Here is an 18,650-nt window from a genome sequence, read left to right on the forward strand (position 1 = left end):
GGTCAGGCGATACGTTCCAGCACAACCGGAGTCGGTTCGTAGGCGGTGCCTGTTGGGGCGATGTCGTACGTGGAGGTCAGAGCCTCCTGGGCGTATGCGAACTTTTCCGGGGTGTCCGTGTGGAGCGTGAGGAGCGGCTGGCCCGCTGTCACGTGGTCGCCCGGCTTCGCGTGGAGTTCGATGCCCGCTCCTGCCTGGACCGGGTCCTCCTTGCGGGCGCGGCCCGCGCCCAGGCGCCAGGCGGCTACGCCTACGCCGTACGCGTCCAGGCGGGTCAGGACGCCCGAGGACGGGGCCGTGATCACCTGGTGCTCGCGGGCCACCGGGAGGGCCGCGTCCGGGTCGCCGCCCTGGGCCGTGATCATCCGGCGCCAGACGTCCATCGCCGAGCCGTCGGCCAGCGCCTTCGCCGGGTCGGCGTCCCGCAGGCCCGCCGCGTCGAGCATCTCGCGCGCCAGGGCCAGGGTCAGCTCGACCACGTCCGCCGGGCCGCCGCCCGCGAGGACCTCGACGGACTCCCTGACCTCCAGCGCGTTGCCCGCGGTGAGGCCCAGCGGGGTCGCCATGTCGGTCAGCAGCGCGACCGTCAGGACGCCGTGGTCGTTGCCGAGGCCCACCATCGTCGCCGCCAGCTCACGGGCGTCCTCGACGGTCTTCATGAAGGCGCCGGAGCCGACCTTGACGTCCAGGACCAGCGAGCCCGTACCCTCGGCGATCTTCTTCGACATGATCGAGGACGCGATCAGCGGGATGGCCTCGACGGTGCCGGTGACATCGCGCAGCGCGTACAGCTTCTTGTCGGCGGGGGCAAGACCGTCGCCCGCCGCGCAGATCACCGCACCGGTGCTCTCCAGGACGTGCAGCATCTCGGCGTTGGAGAGCAGCGCCCGCCAGCCGGGGATGGACTCCAGCTTGTCGAGCGTGCCGCCGGTGTGGCCGAGGCCGCGCCCGCTGAGCTGCGGGACGGCCGCGCCGCACGCCGCCACCAGCGGGGCGAGCGGCAGGGTGATCTTGTCGCCGACACCACCCGTGGAGTGCTTGTCCGCCGTCGGACGGGACAGCCCGGAGAAGTCCATGCGCTCGCCGGAGGCGATCATGGCGGCGGTCCAGCGGGCGATCTCGGTGCGGTTCATGCCGTTGAGGAGGATCGCCATGGCCAGCGCCGACATCTGTTCGTCGGCGACCTCGCCCCGGGTGTAGGCGTCGATCACCCAGTCGATCTGCTCGGGGCTCAGTTCGCCCCGGTCCCGCTTGGTGCGGATGACGGAGATGACGTCCATGGCGTGCGTTCCTTTCGGCACAACAGGTGTGCGAGGGCGGGGTGGAGCGGTGGGGTGTGCGGCAGCACACCGGTCGTACGCAGTTGTACGGCCCCGGCGCCGCCGGGTCGCGGCGGCGGCGGGGCCGGGTCAGGGGGTGGGGCGGGCGGGCGGCCCGCTCCGACGGAGGTCAGGCCAGGTGCCCGGGGCCGAACGCCTGCGGCAGCATGTCGTCCAGCGTGCGGATGCCCGCCGGGGTCTCCATCACCAGCTCGGGGCCGCCGAACTCGTACAGCAGCTGTCTGCACCGCCCGCACGGCACCAGCACCTCCCCCGCGCCGTCGACGCAGGTGAAGTGGGTGAGCCGGCCGCCGCCCGTCAGGTGCAGGGCGGAGACCAGTCCGCACTCGGCGCACAGCGACAGGCCGTACGACGCGTTCTCGACGTTGCAGCCGCTGATCGTACGGCCGTCGTCCACCAGGGCCGCCGCGCCGACCGGATAGCCGGAGTACGGGACGTACGCCCGGGACATCGCGTCCCGCGCGACGGACCGCAGCTCCGTCCAGTCGATGTCGGCCTCCGGCGTGCCCGCGGCTCCCGCCGCGCCGCCGGCCGTCACTTTCCTTGTCCTCTTCGATAGCGCATGCCGTCAGCTTTGGGCATCCGCAGCCGCTGGGCCGACAACGACAGCACCAGAAGCGTCACGACGTACGGCGTCGCGCCGACGAAGTCCGAGGGGACGGTGTCGGTGACCAGGTACCAGACCAGGATGAGCAGCGCCGTGACCCCGCTCAGGATCGCCTGGAAGCGCGCCTTCCGGTACGCCTTCCACGCGGCGAGCAGGACCAGCAGCACCACGAGCAGGAGCAGCAGCGCGTGCACGGTCTCGCCGCCGTTGCGCAGCTGGAGCGCGTCGGAGAAGCCGAACAGGCCGGCGCCCATGGCGAGCCCGCCGGGCCGCCAGTTGCCGAAGATCATCGCGGCGAGACCGATGTATCCCCGGCCGCCGGTCTGGCCCTCCAGGTAGATGTGCGAGGGCACGGTGGCGAGGAACGCGCCGCCGAGTCCGGCGAGGCCGCCGGAGATCGCGACCGCCATGTACTTGTACGAGTAGACGTTGACGCCCAGCGACTCGGCGGCGACCGGGTTCTCGCCGCAGGAGCGCAGGCGCAGCCCGAACGGGGTCCGCCAGAGCACCCACCAGCTGCCCACGAAGAGGACGGCGGCGAAGATCGTCAGCACGGAGAGGTTGGTGATCGCGCCGCCGAGGATGCCCGCGAGGTCGGAGATCAGGAACCAGTGGTGGCCCGCCAGCGACGTGAGTCCGTCGGAGAGGCCCGGGATCGTGATGTCGGGGACGGAGTCGACGGGTGGGGACTGCTTGGGGTTGCCGCCCAGGGTCTGCGCCTCACCGGCGTTGAAGAAGATCTTGGCGAGGTACTGGGTGACGCCGAGCGCGAGGAGGTTGATGGCCACACCGGAGACGATGTGGTCGACCCCGAACGTCACGGTCACCACGGCGTGGAGGAGGCCGCCGAGGACACCGAAGGCGACGCCGGCCGCGATGCCGAGCCAGGGGTTGGTCTGCCAGCCGATCCAGCCGGCCCCGAAGGTGCCGAGGATCATCATGCCTTCGAGGCCGATGTTGACCACTCCGGCGCGTTCCGACCACAGGCCGGCCAGGCCCGCGAGGCCGATCGGTACGGCGAGGCCGAGCGAGGCGCTGATCTGGCCCGCCGAAGTGAGCTGGTCGGCGCCGGTGAGGATCCGTACGAGGGAGAGCAGGATCAGTCCGCCCGCGACGATCAGCAGGACCCGGGCGAGGGTCAGCTTGCGCCGGGCGGGCTTGGCGCCCGGGGCCTTCGGCGTCGTGGGAGAGGGAGGCGGGGTGTCGGTCGTCGTGGCGGTCATCGGGCCACCTCCAGCTTCTGGGTCGTGGCCGCCTGGGCGGCGAGTTCGGCGCCGACCCGCTGCTGCTGGCGTTTCAGGCCGTACCGGCGGACGATCTCGTAGGCGATGACGACGCAGAGGACGATGACGCCCTGGATCACGCCGAGGATCTCCTTGTCGTAGCCGATCACTTCGAGGTGGTTGGTGGTGCGCTCCAGGTAGGCCCAGAGGAGGGCCGCGAGGGCGATGCCGATGGGGTGGTTGCGTCCGAGCAGCGCGATCGCGATGCCGGTGAAGCCGATGCCCAGCGGGAAGTCGTTGCTGTACATGTGGCTCTCGTTGAGCAGCGTCGGCATGCCGATGAGACCGGCCATGGCGCCCGAGAGGATCATGCTGGTGAAGATCATCTTCTTGACGCTGACGCCGCTCGCGGCGGCGGCCGACTCGGACTGGCCGACGGCCCGCAGGTCGAAGCCGAAGCGGGTACGGCCGAGGACGAACCAGTAGGCGAGGCCCGCGAGCGCGGCGATGACGATGAATCCCCACAGCTGGCCGGCCGGGCCCATGTCCAGGGTGAAGAAGAAGGACGACTCCGGCAGCGGCTTGGTGGAGACCAGGGTGCCCGCGTCGTCCAGCTGGCCGAGCCGTTCGGGCTGGATCAGATAGCCGATGATCGCGGTGGCGATGGAGTTCAGCATGATCGTCGAGATGACCTCGCTGACCCCGCGTGAGGTCTTGAGGATGCCCGCGATGCCGGCCCACATGGCGCCGACCAGCATGGCGACGATGATGATGACCGGGATCTGGACGAGGGCCGGCAGGTGCAGCGCGCCGCCGACGACGGCCGCGGCGAAGGCCGCCATGCGGTATTGGCCGTCGACCCCGATGTTGAACAGGTTCATCCGGAAGCCGATGGCGACCGCGACACCCGCGAGGTAGTACGTCGTCCCCTTGTTGAGGATGTAGATCTGGCTGTCGCTGGCGGAGCCGTACGACAGCATGTCGTTGAACGCCTCGAACGGGTTCTTGCCCGTGGCGAGGATGACCAGCGCGGTGACGACGAGCGCCGCGACCAGGGCCAGCAGGGGGGCGCCGACCGCGAGGATCAGCCGCTCCTTGTCCAGCCGGGAGGTGAGCTTCTTCATCGGGCCTCTCCCGCGGTTTCGCCTGTTTCGCTGTCGGGCGCGGACTCGTCCGGGCCGCCGTCGCGCGCTGTGTGGCTTGTTCCGCCGTCGCGCTGCGGGGGCACGGCGTGCGCCAGGTGGCCGGTGGCGGCACCCGTCATGGCGGAGCCCAGTTCCTCGGGGGTGATGGTGGCGGGGTCGGCGTCGGCGACCAGGCGGCCGCGGTACATCACCCGCAGGGTGTCGGACAGGCCGATCAGTTCGTCCAGGTCGGCGGAGATGAGCAGGACGGCGAGGCCGTCGCGGCGGGCGTCCTTGATCTGGTCCCAGATCTGGGCCTGGGCGCCGACGTCCACGCCCCGGGTGGGGTGCGCGGCGATCAGCAGCTTGGGGTGGTGGCTCATCTCCCGGCCGACGATCAGCTTCTGCTGGTTGCCGCCGGACAGGGAGCCGGCCGTGACCTCGATGCCGGGGGTCCGTACGTCGTACTCGCGCACGATCCGTTCGGTGTCGAGGCGGGCGGCCTTGCCGTCGATGAGACCGCGCCGGGAGTTGGGCTCCTCGGTGACGTGGCCGAGGATGCGGTTCTCCCAGAGCGGGGCCTCCAGCAGGAGGCCGTGGCGCTGGCGGTCCTCGGGGATGTAGCCGATGCCACTCTCGCGCCGGATACGGGTGGGCGCGTGGGAGATGTCCGTACCGTCGAGGGTGATGACTCCGCCGTCGGGGTCGCGCAGACCCATGATCGCCTCGACCAGTTCCGCCTGGCCGTTGCCCTCGACCCCGGCGATGCCGAGGATCTCACCCTGGTGGATGGTGAACCGGATGTCGGCGAGGACGTCGCGTACGACTCCGTCGGTGTCGGTCGCGGTGAGCCTCAGGTCCTCGACCTTCAGCGTGGGCACGTCGGTGACGGTCGACTCGCGGGTCTCCGGGGAGGGCAGTTCGCTGCCCACCATCAGCTCGGCGAGCTGCTTGGAGGTGGTGGTACGGGGGTCGGCGCTGCCCACCGTCGTACCCCGCCGGACCACCGTGATCTCGTCGGCGACCGACAGCACCTCGCCCAGCTTGTGGGAGATGAAGATGACGGTCAGGCCCTCGGACTTCAGGTCGCGCAGGTTGTCGAAGAGGGCTTCGACCTCCTGCGGCACGAGGACCGCGGTGGGCTCGTCCAGGATGAGCGTGCGGGCGCCCCGGTAGAGGACCTTGAGAATCTCCACGCGCTGGCGGTCGGCGACGCCCAGTTCCTCGACGAGGACGTCCGGGCGGATCCCGAGGCCGTACGCGTCCGAGATCTCCTGGATCTTCTTGCGGGCCCGGGAGCCGATGCCGTGGAGCTTCTCGCCGCCCAGGACGACGTTCTCCAGGACGGTGAGGTTGTCGGCGAGCATGAAGTGCTGGTGCACCATGCCGATGCCGCGGGCTATGGCGTCCGCGGGGCTGCCGAAGCTGACCTGCGCGCCGTCGACGGTGATGGTCCCCTCGTCGGGCTTCTGCATGCCGTAGAGGATCTTCATCAGGGTCGACTTGCCGGCACCGTTCTCACCGCAGAGGGCATGCACGGTCCCTCTGCGAACGGTGATGTCGATATCGCTGTTGGCGACGACACCGGGGAAGCGTTTGGTGATGCCGCGCAGTTCGACGGCGGGAGGGCTGGACGCGTTGATGGCGCACTCTCCTCGGAGAAGGAGCGTTGGGGCGGGGGGCGTTCGGTGACGCTAGCGTGTCAACTCACGCCTACGCGCGTAGAGTTGGTACATCGTTATGGGCCCGGCAAGTGGGGCGGAGCACCTTCACCGGGCCCGTACACAGAACCGGCGCCCGGTGGAGAACCGGGCGCCGGAGCAGGTCACGGGGTGGTCTTGACCTTGATCGAGCCGTCCACGATCTTGGCCTTGGCTGCGTCGATCTTGGGCTGGATGTCCTCGATGAAGCCACCGCTCGTGGAGAGCGACACACCGTCCTTGGCGAGCGAGTAGGCGTTGGTGCCGACCAGCGGCTTCTTGTCGTTGATCGACTTGATCAGGTCGTAGACGCCGATGTCGACGTTCTTGACGACCGAGGTCAGGATCGAGCTCTTGTACTTGGCGAGGGAGACCTGGTTGTACTGGTCCGAGTCGACGCCGATGGCCCAGGCGCCCTTGGAGCCGTTGACGGCCTCGATCGCGCCGGAGCCGGAGGAGCCGGCGGCGCTGTAGATCACGTCGGCGCCGTTGTCGAGCATGCCCTGGGCGGCGGCCTTGCCCTTGTCGGGGCTGGCGAACCCGGAGGTGTCGGAGCCGTGCGACAGGTACTGGACGTCGACCTTGATCTTCGGGTTGGTGTCGTGGACACCCTGGACGTAACCCGCCTCGAACTTCTTGATGAGCGGGACGTCGACCCCGCCGATGAAGCCGACGCGGTCCTTCTTGGTCTTGAGCGCCGCGGCGACGCCACCGAGGTAGGAGCCCTGCTCCTCGGTGAAGACGATGTTGTCTACGTTCGGGGCGTCGACGACCGAGTCGACGATGCCGAAGGTGACGGCGGGGAACTTCGCGGCCACCGACTTCATCGAGTTGGCGTACGCGTAGCCGATGCCGACGACGGGGTTGTAGCCCGCCTCGGCGAGCTGCGTCAGGCGGTCGACGCGGTCGGCCTCGGTGTCGGTGGTCTTGGCCGTCAGCTCCTTGGCCTCGCCGCCGAACTCGGCCTTGGCCTTGTCGACGCCGCGCGCGGCGGAGTCGTTGAAGGAGTGGTCACCACGGCCGCCCACGTCGTAGGCGACGCCGACCTTGACACCTGACTTCGCGGAGGACGAGCCCGACGGGGCCGCGTCATCCTTGGCCTTGTCCGCGGATGTACTGCCACACGCGGTGGCGGTGAGGGCGAGTGCAGCTGAGGCTATGCCCGCTACAGCGATCTTGGATACCCGGCGCACGAGGGGGGCCCTTTCACTGGAAGCGCCTCCGTTGGCGCTGGTTTCGCGCCGATCGTAACGCGCGTAGATGTCAGTTAAAGACACGTTCACCAGTCGTTATCGGATCGTCTTCGAACCCGCGCGGGCACCCCGGGTGACCGTCCGGACACCCCGGGGAGTCGTGCGCTCCCCGGGGCCGTGCGCCGTCCGTCCCGGGGGTCGTGCGGCCGCTCCCCCCACATCCGTACACCCCCTGCTCAGGCCAGCATCGCGGCGGCGGTGAACAGCTCCACGGCCACCGCGATCGCCTGTTCGTCCACGTCGAAATCGCCGCGGTGGAGGTCGTAGCGCGTGCTGTCGCCGGGCGGCCGGACGCCGAGGCGGGCCATCGCGCCGGGGACCTGCTCCAGGTACCAGGAGAAATCCTCGCCGCCGAGGCTCTGCTCGGTGTCCTCGATCGCATACAACCCGCGGCGGGCGGTCTGCGCGTCCCGGAGCAGTTCGGTGACGACGACGTCGTTGACGACCGGCGGGACGCCCCGTACGTACGTCACCTCGGTCTTGGCGTGATGCAGCGCGGCGATCTCGTCGACGGCCGCGTGGATCAGGTCGGGGGCGTCGTGCCAGGCGGAGAGCTCCAGGCAGCGGACCGTGCCGGACAGCTCCGCGTGCTGCGGGATGACGTTGGCCGCGTGGCCCGATTCGATACGGCCCCAGGTCAGGACGAGCCCGGAACGGGCGTCGACCCGGCGGGCGAGCAGCGCGGGCACCTCGGCGGCCACCTTGGCGATGGCGGTGATCAGGTCGGTGGTGAGGTGCGGGCGCGCGGTGTGGCCGCCCGGGCCGTCGAGGGAGACCTCCAGGCGGTCGCAGGCGGAGGTGATGGGCCCGGCCCGCAGTGCGATGAGGCCGGCGTCCACCTTGGGGTCGCAGTGGACGGCGATGATCCGGCCGACGCCGACGAGGGCCCCGGAGTCGATGGCGGCGAGAGCGCCGCCGGGCATGACCTCCTCGGCGGGCTGGAAGATCAGCCGCACCGGGTTCGGCAGGAGGCCCCGGCGGTGGAGGTCGGCGAGGACCAGTCCGGCGCCGAGGACGGCGGTGGTGTGCACGTCGTGGCCGCACGCGTGGGCGCGGTCGGGGATGGTGGAGCGGTACTCCACGCCCACCTTGGTGTCCGGAATGGGCAACGCGTCGATATCGCCACGGATCGCCAGCACGGGCCGCACGCCCTGCGCGGACACCCCGCCCGCCTCCCCGATCTCCCCGATGTCACAGATGAGCCCGGTCCCACTGCCCAGCACCCGGGGCTCCAGCCCCGCCAGCTCCAGCCGCCGCTTGATCGCGGCGGTGGCGCGGAACTCCTGATTGCCCAGCTCAGGGTGCATGTGCATGTCCCGGCGGAACGCGATCAGCTCGGCGCGCAACCCTTCGGGAAGCGCACCGGGCAACGCTGCTTCGCCGGCCGGGGGAACATCGGACTCACGGGACGTCAAGTGGTTCACCTTCTGAAGATTAGGCCTCTTCCTAGGTCAACTACCCAGCGATCAACAAAAATTTCAGCCACACAGCCGAAAATTGGGCGAGCGGCCCGCATGGTGAGACGGCGGGGTGGGTAGAGCGGGCGTTCCCCACCCCGCGCTCCAGCCTCACCTGCCCTCCCGCACCCCATCGCCGCCGCCTCTCGTAGCGCTCCGCGTACGATGACTCCCGGTCCGGAGTCGGCCGTACGGTCCGTGGCCGGCTCATCCTGTGCGGTTCGGCCATGAGTGTCATGCACGAACCGCTGTCGGGCACGCAGCCGCTCCGCGGGCGGGCCGCGCGGACGGAAAACCATCTCGCCGAGGTGCTGCCCGGCCCGGAGCCCGGGGCGAAAATCCGGCCGCTCGGGGAAGCCAAGGCGACGATCGAGCGCCGGGCCCCCACGATCTGGCCCGCCTGGAGCACATCCGCGCACTACTCTCCGCGCAGGGATACGACACGGAGAACGCGGTCCTGGCCCTGTTCTCCCTGGCCGGCTTCCACTAGCCTCGGACTTTCACCACTTGGGCTGCGCAACGCTTGATTCCTAGCGTCGGAAGTGCCGCTGACGTGCGAGGCTGGGATTCGCGGAGGGTCCCGCCGGACGCGAGGATTCGAGCACTTCGTAGGTGAAGCGGAGTATAGGAAGTCGCGCAAGTGGCTGCTCAGGACGAGATACGCTCGCAGCGATGAGGTCGCCCGCACGGTAAAGAACGGGACCCGGGGTGCGGACAGGGTCGTTTGCCTCATCACCGTCAGGCAGATCGAGTGCGTTGGCTGGACTGCTGAGAGTCACGCGAGTCGGCTGTCCAGCAGGTGATCCGCTCTACGAAAAGTGCCTCTGACCAGCAAGAATGAGGATTGTCGAGGTCCTTGTTCCTGCCACTGTCGGAGGCACTTCCCAGGTGAAGAAGAATACCGGGTCCTACCCACACGTCCGCGTGGGGGACGGTGGCCGTTCGGTGGTCTCGCAAGCCGGAGCGGTGCTGCTGGTCGAGACGATCCGCAAGTCTGGTCTGGACCGGGCTATATCAACGGCGTTGGGGCCGTGGCGCAAGCCGCGGGCGGTGCACAATCCGGGGAAGGTCCTGTTGGATGTCGCACTTGCGACGGCCATGGGTGGGGACTGCTTGGCTGATGTCGGGATGCTGCGGGCGGAACCGGGTGTGTTCGGGCTGGTGGCCTCCGATCCGACGGTCTCCCGGCTGGTCGATGCCCTGGCTGCGGCCGGGTCGAAAGCCCTGACCGCGATCCGAACGGCGCGAGCCGAAACCCGCAGTCGGGTCTGGGAGTTGGCCGGCGAGGACGGTCCGGCCGCCGACGGCCAGGTGATCGTGGACATCGACGGAGTGCTGGTCCTCGCGCACTCCGAGAAGCAGGACGCGACCGCGACCTGGAAGAGGACCTTCGGCCACCATCCGCTCGTCGCGTTCGTCGACCACGGCCAAGCCGGGTCTGGCGAGCCGGTGGCCGCGCTGCTGCGGCCCGGCAACGCCGGCTCCAACACCGCGAGTGATCACATCACCACCACGCAACTCGCCCTGGCACAACTGCCCAGACACCTGCGGCGGGGGCGCAAGACACTTATCCGCACCGATTCCGTCGGCGGCACCCACGCCTTCCTCGACTGGCTCACCCGTCGCGGCCGGTGGCTGTCGTATTCCGTCGGTATGACCATCACCGACGCCATCCACCAGGCCGTGCTGAAGATCCCGGAGAAGGGGTGGACGCCGGCCTACGACGCCGACGGCATCGAGCGGCCCGGCGCCTGGGTCGCGGAGATCACCGACATACCCGACCTGAGCACCTGGCCGAAGGGCTTGCGGCTGATCGTCCGCAGGGAACGACCCCACCCCGGCGCCCAGCTCCGCTTCACCGACCTCGACGGACTGCGGCTCACCTGCTTCGCCACCAACACCACCGGCGGCCAGCTCGCCGACCTCGAACTCCGCCACCGCAGACGGGCCCGCTGCGAGGACCGCATCCGCAACGCCCGCGCCACGGGCCTGCGCAACCTGCCCCTGCACGACACCGCACAGAACCGGATCTGGCTGGAGATCGTCTCCCTCGCCCTCGACCTCCTCGCCTGGATGCCGATGCTCGCCCTGACCGCGGAAACCCGCCGCTGGGAACCCAAGAAACTCCGCCTGCGGCTGTTCTCCGCCGCCGCCCAACTCGTCACCACCGGCCGCAGCCGCTGGCTCCGCTTCACCACCCGGTGGCCCTGGACCGACGAGATCACCCAGGCAATCGACCGACTCAATGCCTTGCCGAGCCCCGGCTGACCCGCCACATCGACCGCCCCAACGATCGGCACCACCCACCGGAAAGTGGAACCCGGCGCCCACCCGACGCGACAACCGGGCCGTCAACGTGCCCCAACCCCCGAAAAAACCGCACCCCGCAAACACAGAACCCCCGTCAGCACACCGACGAGGACTCATGAACGATCGAGGCTAGGGCGGGTCCGCAAAGTGGCGTCAGGCCCGAAGTGTGCGGTCCACGGTGGCATCCGAGACCACGGGTCGGCCAGGTCCGGGCGCCGGTGGCGAGGCTACCGCGGCCGGGCAACGCGGGCAGCACTACCGCAGCCGACCACATCACCATGACGGACACAGCGGGATGATATGGCGCCCGGGAGGAAGTCAGGGTGCGGCCCCCGTCATCCATTGACCAGGTCGATGAACATCAAAATGGAAAGTGCGGCCACCGCGAGAAAGCGCAGCACAATGGTGCTGTCCACAATGTTGCGCAGCACATCTCGTTTGTTCCCTCGGAAAATCCAAGTGATCAATAGCGAGCCGATCGCCAAGTAAGCCATCGTGGCGATGGTTTCACGCCCTTCCGGGCGATCCTTGACGCTCGGGTCGAGATCATATGATTCCGCGTACATAGCGAAGGAGAGCAGAAGCCAGCAGAAGGCGAAGAAAGCCGTGACAACCGTTTCTGCGACGGTGAGACCGAGTCTGGTCCCAGGATTCAATCGATTGAGCATTGCGTGGATCCTCTTCACTGATCAGGCCGGTTGGTGGCCATGGGGACCACTCCTGGTTTCCAGAACCACCGGCTGGAGCCCGGGGCGGCGATCCGCCCCTTGGCGGACTTCCACCAGGATCTGCTGCGGGTGGCGGCGGGGCGGTCCGACATGCTCCTGGTCGATCTGCCGACCCTCTACGGATTTGTACTGATCCGCCGGTCAGATAAAACTCGGGTGATACCACTCAATCGTGCGCGAATCTGGGCGCAACCGACAACGATAGGGACCGGCAGCGCCCCGCCCTCGGACCGCTTCATTCATTTCGGTCACCATCGCGGTCAGGGAAGTCCACGCAATCTCGTATCCGCCAGTGCCGTGATCGAAGGCGAGCACGGCGCCGTGAGCCTGGTCGCGATGGTCCAGCATCAGTTCGTCGCCGGCGGAGGATCGCGCGAAAGGTATCCATTGTTGATGCGCCGAGCAGCCTATGACGTACTGGCTGTCGCCCTCATCAATGCTCCATGGTGTCGTACCCGTTGTGAAGCATCAGGAGTTTCCGCAGGTCACCACGGAGAGGGAAAAGACCGCTCCCGATCTTGTCTACGTCATGGGCCTCTGCCGGCGGGCGCAGCGTCTCGTGGTTTTCGGGGGCGTTTTGGCGTAGCCATTCCTCGAAATGGCCCCAGGCCGTGACGAATGGGTCGCCGCCTGCTTTCCTTATCGGCTCATCCACGATCGAGGGTCAGCCGATCTGACCATGTGCGATGCCGCGCACGAAGGCGGTGAACTGGGTGGGGGTGAACAACAGTGTGGGGCTCCCGGGGATCTTGCTGTCGCGCACCGCGCGGCTACCGTGGGGCAGGACTGCGACCTCCAGGCAGTTGCCGTTGTTTCCGGAGTGGGAGGACTTCATCCACTCCGGCGCGGAGATCTGACCGGGTACGACATGTGACATCACGATCTACACCATTTCCTTGAGGGCGTTCAAGATGAGTTCCTGTGACCTGCCGGCGTTTGCCGCCGCGATATTGAGCCGCCTGAAAAGCGTTGCATAGCTTTCCAGTTCGGAATCCTCTTCGTAGTACAGCGCGCTGGTGAGCGCCTCGGTATAAGCAATGTCGGTCTCCGTCGGGGCCGGGAAGTTCATGATGACGAACGGACCGAACAGGCAGGCGTTCATGGGGTCTTCCCTCGGCAGTACCTGCAACTGCACATTCGACCGGTGACTCGCCTCGATCAGAGATTCCAGCTGCTCCTTCATCACCGATTTGCCGCCGACACGTTGATGGAGGACGCTCTCCGCGATGATGACCCACAGCTGAAGCGGGTTGTCGCGCGTCAGGATCTTCGCGCGCTCCTGGCGCACTTCGATCTGCACGTCCACCGCCTCCGGCGTGGAATGGGGCTCTTGCAGTTCGATCACCGCCTTGACGTACGCGGGGGTTTGCAGCAGCCCTGGGATCAACTGGGTTTCCACATTGTAGATTTCCGCCGCGTCCCACTCGATGGCGACGTAAGCCGCATATGCGGAATCAACCGTGTTGACGTACCGCGACCACCAGCCTTTTCGCTTGGCCTCACGCGCCAACTCCTCGATGGCAGACCGCTCATCAGGGTCAGTCACCCCATAGGCATCCATCAGGGCACGAAGATCCGGCAGCCGCACGCCCGACTGAGCGTTCTCGATGCGCCCCACCTTGGACTCGGCCGATCCGAGCACGAGTGACGCGTCGGCGTGCGTCAGACCGGCAGCGGTCCTGAGATCGCGCAGTCGGCGCGCCAGGCGGCGCTGACGGATCGTCGGGTTGCTGTTGATGGGCACGCTTGCCCCACCTTCCTGCGTCTTGTCGCGACAAGTCTGCCGCCCCGTGGCGGTGCGGGCAACAGCCTAGCCACTCACTCAAGTGGGTACTTGACACTTTAGGTGGCCCGGCATGCAGACTACCCATAGGAGGGTGTCCGTACCCAATCCGAGGAGATGACATGAACGACGACGCGCCGCGTCGACCCGCTGTCGTGCCCTACATCACCGTCTGGAGTGCGGAGCGCACAGCTCCGCCCCTCGTGACAGCCCGGCGCGGCGGCGTCGCGTATCCCGACGAGATCCTTCAGGACCGCGACCAGGAAGGCGTCCTGTGGAGACGTGCTCCGCTCAAACAGGGCCAAGGACGGCCCGAGTTCGGTGGGGTTCACCCGCTGCGGCAGCGTCGGGCCATGCGGAAGCTGTTGTGCCAGGTGTGCGCGGGGCCCGCCGACCGCGACGAGTTAGGGGTGCTCTGGCTGTTCAGGGACGCGCGTGGCGACTGGCCCGGGTGGCCGGAGGACATGGCAGCGACACATCCGCCGGTGTGTCTGCCCTGCGCCGCGAAGTCCATTCGCGCCTGCCCCTACCTGCGCGGCGCATTTGTCGCCGTGCGTGTGCGGGAGCCTCGGGTCAGTGGGGTGCACGGGGCCCGTTACGTACCAAGTGGGCCGCTTCCCAGGGCCGTTGAGGGGGTCACCCGCGCCTACACCGACCCCGATGTCCGCTGGGTCGTGGCCGCGCAGCTGGTCATGGGGCTGCACGGCTGCACGTTGGTGCCACTCGGGGACGCGCTCGGTCTCGGTGGGGCGTGAGGTGGGGGCGGAGGTGCCGGAGGTGCCGGCATAGGTACGGACCCATCCGGGTCGGAGCGGGACGGGGTGGGGTCAGGGTGTGGGCGGGGCGGCGGAGACCCGCCGCGAAGGGGCGGAGTCTGCTATGGCGCTGTGCGACCGGCTGCGACGTTGCGCGGTGGTGAGGTCGCCGGTGGCGGAGTTTCTCGTACGAGTGAACGTGCCCCTGCGGTCTGGTCACCCATAGGAGTCGTTCGGCACTGTGGGTAGTCAAGTGTCAGGTGTGCAAGGGAGGTTCCTCATGACGGTCTTCAGGAAATCGCGTGTTGTCGCCGTGGCGGCCGGTGCGGCGGTTGTGCTCGCCGCGGGTGCGGTCGCGGTCGCGGTGCCGGACAGGGCGCCCGCCGCCCCGGCCGCGGCTCCGGTCGCGGTGGCTCCGTACGCGCGGGCCGCGGCGGTCGTCGACGCGGCGGGCAAGCTCATCCGGGGAAAGGGCGTCACCTCGGTCCAGCGCAAGGGTGTGGGCGAGTACTGCGTGAACGTCTCGGCCTCCGGGTTCAACGTCACCACCGCGGTGATCCTGGTGTCGCCGAACCTGAGCGCCGACCGGAACTCCATCATCGAGGTCGCGCGTTCCAAGCAGTCCGTGTGTGGGAGCAGTGCCAGCTCTGTACTGGTGCGCACCGCCAAGGGCCCCGCCCGCAAGAATCAGGCCTTCACCATGATCGTGGTCTGACCCTGGCCGGACATCGGGCCCTGTCGGATGGTGAATCGTTCCCTCGGCCCGCCCCTGGCGCGGCGCCCGCGTGCGTGTCCATCGCTTCGCGAATATGGGTGGGGGTATCCAGTACACGCAGGACAAGGACGGCGGCTGGGGCTCGGACGACGACTAGCCGTCCGCTGCCTTGGGGGGTCTTCCGCCGCGCCCCGGGCAGCCGCACCGCTTCGGACACGACAAGGCCCGTGACGCCTGAGGGATGCAGGCGACGCGGGCCTTCGTTGTGTGCGGTGCGGCCGGTCAGGCCGGGGACGGGATGCGGGACAGGCGGTGGACGTCTCTGGCGGTGGTGGTGACGCCTGAGAGGAAGCCCTGGGCCCGGGGGGACGCCGAGGACTTGAGCCATTCCGGGGCGATGTCGCAGACCGCGATCCTTACGCCCGTGCCCGCCAGGGCCAGGGGCAGGGTGTGGACCACCGTGGACGGGAAGCTGAGGACCGTGCTGCCGATGGGGCCGCGGCGGGCGATCAGTTCCAGGGGGAGGTCCGGGCGGACGATCTCCAGGCCCGTGTCCCCGTGGAGGCGGTGGAGTTTCTCCACGCTCTCGCGGCGGTGCGCGAAGTAGCGGGCCGCGTTGTGCGTACGGGCCAGGGAGATGACCGCCGCGATGTACTGGTCCACGTCCACCACGCCTGTTTCGACCAGCGAGGTGCCCACCATGTCCGCCGTCTCCGTGATCGACGGCGGGCCGAAGGTGGCCTTCGTCCACTCGAAGGTGTTCGGTGTGACCTCGATGCCCTCCGGCACCTCGTCCACCGGCATCGAGGTGAAGACCTCCACCGGGCGGTCGGCGGACGGCGTGAGCCGCCGCCGGGCCGCCGCGGTGACCGGGGCCAGGACCAGCTCGCGCGGCCCGCGTCCGCTGCCGCGCCGGTGCCAGCGCACCAGGCGCTCTCCGCGGGCGACCTGGCCGATGAACTCCATGGTCGCCGTGCCGTCGTCCACGACCGTCAGCCGCTTGCCGCCGACGAGCGTGAGCAGGAGCTGTACGTACCGGGAGAACGGATCGCCGATCACGATCCGGTCCGCCCTGCGCAGCAGCGGGGTCAGCTGCCGTACGGTCCGCAGCGGCGCCCCCGCCCCGCTCCGCGCCTCTTCCCAGCGCACGGTGAACCCCTCGTCGCGGGCCAGGTCGGCCATCCGCCTGAGCTGGCCGCGCGACATGGGGTCGGTCGGGGACAGGACGACGACGGTGAGCGCGTCGGCCCGGCCGGCGCGGGAGGCGCCGGTACGGGGATCCGCGTCACCGTCCAGTACGACGGCCGTCCTGGCCCACTCCAGCACGTTCAGCAGCTGGACCGGGCTCTCGACGAACGCGATCGCTTGCGAGTGCGGGGCGCTGCCCGCGCTGGGGGTCGGCATGGTCGTCAGACCGAGACCGGCTCGGTGGACTCGGCGACGACGCCCGCAACACGGCGGAGCTTCTTCATCGGGCCGAGCTCCGACTCGTACACCTTCTTGACACCGTCACCGAGGGACGCCTCGATCGTGCGGATGTCACGGACGAGGCGCTGGAGGCCCTGCGGCTCGACGGAGGCGGCCTGGTCGGAGCCCCACATCGCGCGGTCGAGGGTGATGTGGCGCTCGACGAACGCGGCGCCGAGGGCGACGGCGGCGAGGGTGGTCTGGAGACCGGTCTCGTGGCCGCTGTAGCCGATCGGGACGTTCGGGTACTCCGCCTGGAGGGTGTTGATGACGCGGAGGTTCAGCTCCTCGGCCTTGGCCGGGTACGTCGACGTGGCGTGGCAGAGCAGGATGTTGTCGCTGCCGAGGACCTCGACCGCGTGGCGGATCTGCTTCGGCGTCGACATGCCGGTGGAGAGGATGACCGTACGGCCGGTGGCGCGCAGGGCGCGCAGCAGCTCGTCGTCGGTGAGGGACGCGGAGGCGACCTTGTGGGCGGGGACGTCGAACTTCTCCAGGAAGGCGACGGCCTCGGTGTCCCACGGGGAGGCGAACCAGTCGATGCCGCGCTTCTTGCAGTGCTCGTCGATCGTGCGGTACTCGTCCTCGCCGAACTCGACGCGGTGGCGGTAGTCGATGTACGTCATCCGGCCCCAGGGGGTGTCGCGCTCGATGTCCCACTGGTCGCGCGGGGTGCAGATCTCCGGGGTGCGCTTCTGGAACTTGACCGCGTCGCAGCCCGCGTCGGCGGCGACGTCGATCAGGGCGAGGGCGTTGTCCAGCTCGCCGTTGTGGTTGATGCCGATCTCACCCGTGACATAGACGGGGCGACCGGGGCCGGCGGTCCGCGTGCCGAGGGTGCGCAGGCGGGAGGTGGCGTCGGTGCTCATGAGAGGTCCTTACTTGTCGTGGGCGTTGATCGTGTGGGGGGTGTCGTTCGGGCGGAGAGCGTGAGACGTGGGGGTCTTCTCCTGCGGGGACGGGACGTGGAGTCCCGGTCCCAGCAACCAGGCGGCGATCTCACGGATCGCCCCTTCGCCGCCCGGAGTCGTGGTGACGGCACGCGCCGCGGCGCGTACGGCGTCATGGGCGCTCGCGACGGCCACCGGCCAGCCGACGAGGCCGAAGCAGCCGAGGTCGTTGACGTCGTTGCCGACGTACAGCACGCGCTCGGGCGCGATGCCGTGCTCGTCGCACCACTGCTTGAGCGCCAGGTCCTTGCGGTCGATGCCGTGCAGGACGGGGACCTGGAGTTTGCGGGCGCGGGCCGCGACGACGGGGTTCTGCTCGGTGGAGAGGATGAGCAGTTCCAGCCCGGAGCGGCGCAGCGCGGCGATGCCGAGGCCGTCGCCCCGGTGTACGGCGACCATTTCGCGGCCGTCGGAGTCGATGAGGACCTTGTCGTCGGTCTGGGTCCCGTCGAAGTCGAGGACGACGGCGTCGATGTCGTCGTGGACGGGCAGCGCGGCCGGGTCGAGGAGCGGCGCGAGGGCGCGGGCGCGTGCCAGGTCGTGCGGGTCGTCGATCTCCAGGACCCGGGCGGGGTCGGTGGTGACGAGCGCGGTGCGGCCGAAGAAGCGGTGCTGGGCCGCGCGGAATCCGGCGGCGCGCATCGCGTAGGCGGCGCCGGTCTCCAGGTATTCCTGGGGCCGGTCCTGGCGGCGGGGGCGGTTGGCCTTGTCGTGGTTGACGCCGTAGCCGTCGCGCTCGGTGCTGCCCGTGCGGTCGTCGCGCCAGATGAAGCCGTGGGTGGGCGCGACGGTCAGGGCGGAGTCGGCGCCGTCCTCGGTGAGGGCCGTCACGACGCCGTCGAGGTCTTCCGCCGTGATGAACGGGCTGGTGCACTGCACCAGCAGCACGACCTCGGCGGTGACTCCGCGCATCGCGTGGTACGCGTCCATCGCGTGCAGGACCGCCGCCTCGCTGGTCGCGGTGTCCCCCGCGATCGCGGCGGGGCGCAGCACGACCTCGGCGCCGGCGGTCCTGGCGACGTCGGCGATCGCCGCGTCGTCCGTGGAGACGACGACGTCGGTGACGTGCCGGGCGGCGAGGCAGGCGCGGACCGCGCGGACGACCAGCGGGACTCCGCCGACGGGGGCGAGGTTCTTGGCGGGCACGCCCTTGGATCCCCCTCGGGCGGGGATCACGGCGAGGACGGCGTTCATCTGTGCTCCTTGGTCCGGAGACCGGCCCGGGGACCGGTCCGTGG

17 protein-coding genes are annotated in these 18,650 nt (G+C 69.2%); 3 read left to right on the top strand and 14 right to left on the bottom strand.

Features of this window, described 5'->3' with window-relative positions; all coding sequences use genetic code 11:
• Nucleotides 1-2: 2 nt before the first annotated feature.
• The 7 genes from OG349_RS13405 to OG349_RS13435 form a co-directional block, all read right to left on the bottom strand.
• Nucleotides 3-1,280 carry a thymidine phosphorylase gene (locus OG349_RS13405; RefSeq protein ID WP_327234833.1) on the bottom strand — a complete coding sequence of 426 codons (1,278 nt, stop codon included), beginning with the start codon at nt 1,278-1,280 and terminating at the stop codon, nt 3-5.
• A 169-nt stretch (nt 1,281-1,449) separates the two neighbouring features.
• Nucleotides 1,450-1,878 carry a cytidine deaminase gene (locus tag OG349_RS13410; protein WP_442806246.1) on the bottom strand — a complete coding sequence of 143 codons (429 nt, stop codon included), beginning with the start codon at nt 1,876-1,878 and terminating at the stop codon, nt 1,450-1,452.
• Nucleotides 1,875-3,170, bottom strand: a complete 1,296-nt coding sequence (locus tag OG349_RS13415) for an ABC transporter permease (RefSeq protein WP_327234834.1) — start codon at nt 3,168-3,170, stop codon at nt 1,875-1,877. The genes OG349_RS13410 and OG349_RS13415 overlap by 4 nt, the downstream gene beginning before the upstream one ends.
• Nucleotides 3,167-4,294 carry an ABC transporter permease gene (locus OG349_RS13420; protein ID WP_327234835.1) on the bottom strand — a complete coding sequence of 376 codons (1,128 nt, stop codon included), beginning with the start codon at nt 4,292-4,294 and terminating at the stop codon, nt 3,167-3,169. Before OG349_RS13420 ends, OG349_RS13415 begins: the two co-directional genes overlap by 4 nt.
• Nucleotides 4,291-5,907 (bottom strand): ABC transporter ATP-binding protein, encoded by a 1,617-nt coding sequence (locus OG349_RS13425; protein WP_327238564.1) that lies wholly within the window; start codon nt 5,905-5,907, stop codon nt 4,291-4,293. The genes OG349_RS13420 and OG349_RS13425 overlap by 4 nt, the downstream gene beginning before the upstream one ends.
• Before the next feature lie 212 nt (nt 5,908-6,119).
• Entirely contained in the window at nt 6,120-7,187 is a 1,068-nt protein-coding gene (locus OG349_RS13430) for a BMP family lipoprotein (protein ID WP_327234836.1), read from the bottom strand.
• 236 nt (nt 7,188-7,423) lie between these two features.
• Nucleotides 7,424-8,671, bottom strand: coding sequence for an amidohydrolase (locus tag OG349_RS13435; RefSeq protein WP_442806247.1), 1,248 nt, complete (start codon nt 8,669-8,671; stop codon nt 7,424-7,426).
• A 921-nt stretch (nt 8,672-9,592) separates the two neighbouring features.
• Here OG349_RS13435 and OG349_RS13440 point away from each other — a divergent pair.
• The gene (locus OG349_RS13440; protein WP_327234838.1) at nt 9,593-10,972 is read left to right on the top strand and encodes an IS1380 family transposase; all 1,380 of its coding nucleotides are present in this window, start codon (nt 9,593-9,595) and stop codon (nt 10,970-10,972) included.
• Nucleotides 10,973-11,349: 377 nt separating this feature from the next.
• On the opposite strand, the gene OG349_RS13445 is transcribed toward OG349_RS13440, so the two are convergent.
• The 4 genes from OG349_RS13445 to OG349_RS13460 form a co-directional block, all read right to left on the bottom strand.
• A complete protein-coding gene (locus OG349_RS13445; protein ID WP_327234839.1) occupies nt 11,350-11,682 on the bottom strand; it encodes a hypothetical protein in 333 nt (110 codons plus the stop codon).
• Nucleotides 11,683-11,696: 14 nt separating this feature from the next.
• On the bottom strand, nt 11,697-11,834 hold the full coding sequence (locus tag OG349_RS13450; RefSeq protein WP_327234840.1) for a hypothetical protein: 138 nt from the start codon (nt 11,832-11,834) through the stop codon (nt 11,697-11,699).
• A 572-nt stretch (nt 11,835-12,406) separates the two neighbouring features.
• Nucleotides 12,407-12,619 carry a DUF397 domain-containing protein gene (locus OG349_RS13455; protein ID WP_327234841.1) on the bottom strand — a complete coding sequence of 71 codons (213 nt, stop codon included), beginning with the start codon at nt 12,617-12,619 and terminating at the stop codon, nt 12,407-12,409.
• 6 nt (nt 12,620-12,625) lie between these two features.
• Nucleotides 12,626-13,486, bottom strand: coding sequence for a helix-turn-helix domain-containing protein (locus tag OG349_RS13460; RefSeq protein ID WP_327234842.1), 861 nt, complete (start codon nt 13,484-13,486; stop codon nt 12,626-12,628).
• Between the two features lie 161 nt (nt 13,487-13,647).
• Here OG349_RS13460 and OG349_RS13465 point away from each other — a divergent pair, with 161 nt between their 5' ends.
• Nucleotides 13,648-14,280: a hypothetical protein gene (locus tag OG349_RS13465; RefSeq protein WP_327234843.1), complete on the top strand. Its 633-nt coding sequence runs from the start codon at nt 13,648-13,650 to the stop codon at nt 14,278-14,280.
• 280 nt (nt 14,281-14,560) lie between these two features.
• Nucleotides 14,561-14,995: a hypothetical protein gene (locus OG349_RS13470; protein ID WP_327234844.1), complete on the top strand. Its 435-nt coding sequence runs from the start codon at nt 14,561-14,563 to the stop codon at nt 14,993-14,995.
• A gap of 282 nt (nt 14,996-15,277) precedes the next feature.
• Here OG349_RS13470 and OG349_RS13475 read toward each other — a convergent pair whose 3' ends face one another.
• Genes OG349_RS13475 through OG349_RS13485 form a run of 3 tightly spaced genes read right to left on the bottom strand, consistent with a single transcriptional unit; the run spans nt 15,278 to nt 18,606 of the window.
• Nucleotides 15,278-16,399, bottom strand: a complete 1,122-nt coding sequence (locus tag OG349_RS13475) for a hypothetical protein (RefSeq protein ID WP_327234845.1) — start codon at nt 16,397-16,399, stop codon at nt 15,278-15,280.
• A gap of 5 nt (nt 16,400-16,404) precedes the next feature.
• Nucleotides 16,405-17,331: an N-acetylneuraminate synthase family protein gene (locus OG349_RS13480; RefSeq protein ID WP_327234846.1), complete on the bottom strand. Its 927-nt coding sequence runs from the start codon at nt 17,329-17,331 to the stop codon at nt 16,405-16,407.
• A 9-nt stretch (nt 17,332-17,340) separates the two neighbouring features.
• Nucleotides 17,341-18,606, bottom strand: coding sequence for an acylneuraminate cytidylyltransferase (locus OG349_RS13485; RefSeq protein ID WP_327234847.1), 1,266 nt, complete (start codon nt 18,604-18,606; stop codon nt 17,341-17,343).
• Nucleotides 18,607-18,650 lie beyond the last annotated feature (44 nt).

The sequence above is a fragment of the Streptomyces sp. NBC_01317 genome, assembly GCF_035961655.1.
Classification (GTDB): Bacteria; Actinomycetota; Actinomycetes; order Streptomycetales; family Streptomycetaceae; genus Streptomyces.